Origin of the sequence: Streptomyces alanosinicus (assembly GCF_014650595.1) — a bacterium.
Classification (GTDB): Bacteria; Actinomycetota; Actinomycetes; order Streptomycetales; family Streptomycetaceae; genus Streptomyces; species Streptomyces alanosinicus.
In genome coordinates, this window is record NZ_BMVG01000108.1 from 1 (window position 1) to 3704 (window position 3704).

The 3704-nt window shown below is 68.2% G+C and carries 2 protein-coding genes; both read right to left on the reverse strand.

Annotated elements, in window-relative coordinates; translation table 11 throughout:
- Nucleotides 1-2474 (reverse strand): tyrosine-type recombinase/integrase (locus IE277_RS46295; protein ID WP_189960105.1); only part of this gene is annotated, 2474 nt, incomplete at its 3' end.
- Nucleotides 2471-3704 (reverse strand): tyrosine-type recombinase/integrase (locus tag IE277_RS46300; protein ID WP_308433493.1); only part of this gene is annotated, 1234 nt, incomplete at its 5' end. The genes IE277_RS46295 and IE277_RS46300, both read right to left, overlap by 4 nt.

Below are 3704 nucleotides of genomic sequence, written 5' to 3' on the forward strand. Positions count from 1 at the left end.
TCAGGTTGTTCCGGGAACGGGTCGGGGCGGGCGGTCGTGGGGATGCCGAGGTCGACGCTGGTCCGGCCGGGGGTGCGCCGGTCAAGCTGGGCGAGTTTCTCTTTGGCGCCGGCGAGGCTGACCTTGAGTCCTTCGACTTCGCCGAGCCAGCCTTCGCGTTCGGCTTCTGCAATGCGGACGATGAGGTTGTCGCGGATCTCGACCAGGCGGTCGCGTTGATCGGGGTCGGGCCAGAGCATCGGGCAGCGGACGCAGGCGTGTTCGTGGATGCAGGGGGTGCCGAACGCGCGGCCGCAGGCACCGATGGAGACCTTGCGTCGCTCGAAGTGTCCGAGGAATTCCTCCCACTCCTCGTTGGTGGGGACGCGGTATTCCTCGCTGGGACGCAGGGCCCGGCGACGTGCGAGGAAGGCCATGTGGGCCTGGATCGCCTCTTCGGGATAGACCGCCTTGTAGCCGAGGGTAACGTTGAGATCTTGGTGGCCGGCGATGACCTGGGCGATATGCGGTGGCAGTCCGTTCAGGACGGCGTCCGTGATGAAGACACGGCGGAAGTCGTGCGGCGTGTAGCGGAGTGGCTCGCCGGTAGCCGGGTCGGTCAGGCCGGTATCGGTCAGAGCCTTGGACAGCCGGGTGCGGATCGCGTCCTCGGGGATCGGGCAGTTCTCGGTGCCGCGTCGGCGTTGGAACAGCAGCGGGGTTGGTGCCCTCCAGGTGCATTCGGCCCGGTCGTAGGCGCGAATCAGAGGGACCGCGCCGGAGGTGCCTCGGATGCGGCGGATGATCGTGCTCAGCACGTCGGCGAGTTCGGGACTGACGAGCAGTAGCCGCTCGGTGTCGGTCTTGGACGGAACGATCTGCAGCAGTGGGACGAGTTCCCCGGTGGTGGGCAGCCGGTATTGGACCAGGCTGTGGTGGCTTAGCTCCAGCAGTTCCTCGACGCGAACGCCGGTGGCCCGCAGAACCTCGACCGCGGCCCAGGTCCAAAACGCATGCTCCTCTTCCAGGCCGAGGTCGCGGCGCTTGCCGGTGACGGGGTCCTCGGCCCAGATCTTGCTGGCTGCCCCGTAAGGGACGACGGCGCGTACGAGTCTCTGCCCTGCTGCGGTGAACATGGCTCCGGGGCTGGTCTGTTGCGCCGCTTCGAGCACGGCGGCCGCGTCCTTGCGCCGTTGGTCGACCGTGCTGACCAGGGCGGGAAGGACCGGCAGCCGCTCGCGGGTTCGGGAATCCATGCGGGCCTTGCGCTGCCTGTGGGCCTTGCGGCGGTTGACCTCTTCCTCCCGGACGGGACTCGGGGCGACCCACGGGCCCCAGCGGGCCGGGTCGTCCAGGGCCCACTGGGCGAGATCCAGGTAGAAGGCCCGCACCGGGGTCAGGCACTCGCGATAGGCGATCCGTTCCACCCTGGCCTCGGACTTGAGGCCGTCCGGGCCGGTCACGGTCGCCGTCTTGGTCCGAAGCCGCTGTTTCCATCCCTCTGCGACATCCGGCGTCAGACGGAGACTCTCGACCTCCGGGTGATGGCGTTCGATGTCCCGCCAGAAGCGTTGGCCAAGGTGGTAGGCGAGTGACTTCAAGCTGGCGTAGTCCAAGGCGGGTTGACGCTCTCGAAGATAGTCCACAAGCAGATCACGAATGGGGCGGCAGCGCAGGCCGTAGCGATCGATGAGTTCTTCCGGCGTGCGCTGCCCCAGGTTGCGCAGTCCCCGCAGTGAGGGCGGAGCCTCGGGGCCGAAGGCCCCAAGGCGGTGGAGAAGGTAGTAGAAGGCTCGGGTGCCCGTGCTCACCTTCAGATGCGCGTCGGCTTCGGCCTCAAGCAGTTCCAGCACGTCACCGACGAGGACGTCCTGGACCATGCCACCCTTGGCCGCGAGGATCATCGCGGTGCGGTGCTGGGCAAGCCGGGCCTCGGCCGGACGAATATCGGAATCGCTCTCGCCGAGCGCCCGAAGCCGGGCGAACCCCTGCGGGTCGCGGGCACGGGCCAGATTCCGTACCAACACGCCTCTGCCGGTCGCCCCGGTCACCAGCCATGCTGTCGACGGCCTCACCACGTCCGCGCTGATCGCGGCCGCCAGGGCACTGCTGAATGCGGCCAGATGCCATCGCTTGCCGACGTCATGGGCCTGCAGCCACCGTGCGATCTCCTGCCGCCAGTCGGCTCCCGCCTCCTCGATCCGGCTGCCTCGCCAGCGGTCCTGCCAGGTGTGGCCCGGTTGTTCCTCCAGCCAGTCCAGAAGGAGGACGAGCCCCGACTTCCGCTGATACTGGCACCCCGTCTTGTCCAGTGTGAAGGGTGCCCGGGACAGCCGCTGCTGTACTTCCTCACGAGAAGCACGGGTGGCCGGCCACCCTTCGGTGACGGGGCGGGCAGGGAACTTCTGCCGGGCCGTTTCCCGCCGCAAGGCCGGCACGGACATCGTCGGGATAGCCACTGTCTCGGCGGGCGTCGTCTCGATACTGGTAGTCATCGGGCACCAGCCCCGAACAGCACGTCCAGGCTCTCCGGCCGGTAGCCTGCCGCCGGAGGGATCTCGGTGCGGGCGGCGGCCTGCCGGGTCTGCTCGGCGTGATGCACCAGCAGACGCCGGATGACCTCTTCCTTGCGGGGCGTGAGGTAAATCTGGGTTGTGGTCAACTGAGCGTGACCTAGGACGAATTGGACATCCGTGAGAGGGAGCTTCGGGTCCTCGGCCATCCGGTAGGCGGCGGTGTGCCGCAGCGCGTGCAGCGTCGCCGAGGTCCCGGCCTTCGCGTTTGCCCGCTCGAACATCCGGTGGACCGCGTGATAGGTCAGCGGCCTCGAGGGTGAGCGCAGTGTCCACCACAGCGGGAGCCGGCGTCCTCGCGGAATCTCGTCCTCCAGCTCCAGCTGGTAGAGCCGCAGCCAAACGAACGCATCGGTCGAAGCGGGAAGTTCCTGGATCTCACCGGTGCCTTTGCGGACCACCGTGATCAGCTGGCGCCCCGGATCGGCCCCGCCCTGGGTGGAGGAGAGCAGTTCGCTCGCGCGGGCGCCGGTGGAGATGTAGAAGGCAACCAGAGCCCTGTCCCGGTGGGAGGGCAGTCGCGCGAAGATCTCGTTGAACTCCTCGTCCGGGACATTGCGCGGGATCCTCTTGGGGACCGTCGGACGGTAGAGACCGGCACGTTCGTTGCGGGGCGGGTCCATCGGGTTACGGTGAGCGTGCGCGCGACGGCCTCTGCGTGAGCGATCCAGCGGGAACGGATTGAGGATCGGGCCTGTGCCGACATCGCGGTGGTAGTCGTAGAAGCACCGCAGCACCGTCTCGCTGTGCGCGCGGACGGTCGGCGCGTACGGCTTCCCGTCGGGTGCCCATCGGCCGGTCTGGGTTTCGCGGTGGCGCCAGTGCGGGCGGGAGGGCTGGCCCGCGATCTGCAGCCAGCGGCAGAAGTCCCGGGCCTCGATGCGGGTCGTGCGGTCCCAGGGGACGTCGATGGCCCACAAGAATCGGAACCATCGGAGCAGGTCCATTCCGTAAGAACGGACCGTCGTGTCCGGGCGGTCGGACGCCTGGAGATCGCGGAAGAAGGCGGCGGTCGCGTCCACCACTGCCCCGTCAGCGTCGAGGAGTTGGTAGGGCTCCCATGGGTCGTCCGCGGGGACCAGTTGCCCGACCAGAGGGACGGACAGGACCGCCAGATCGCTCGGTGACTCGTGCATGGCTGGACCAACGATG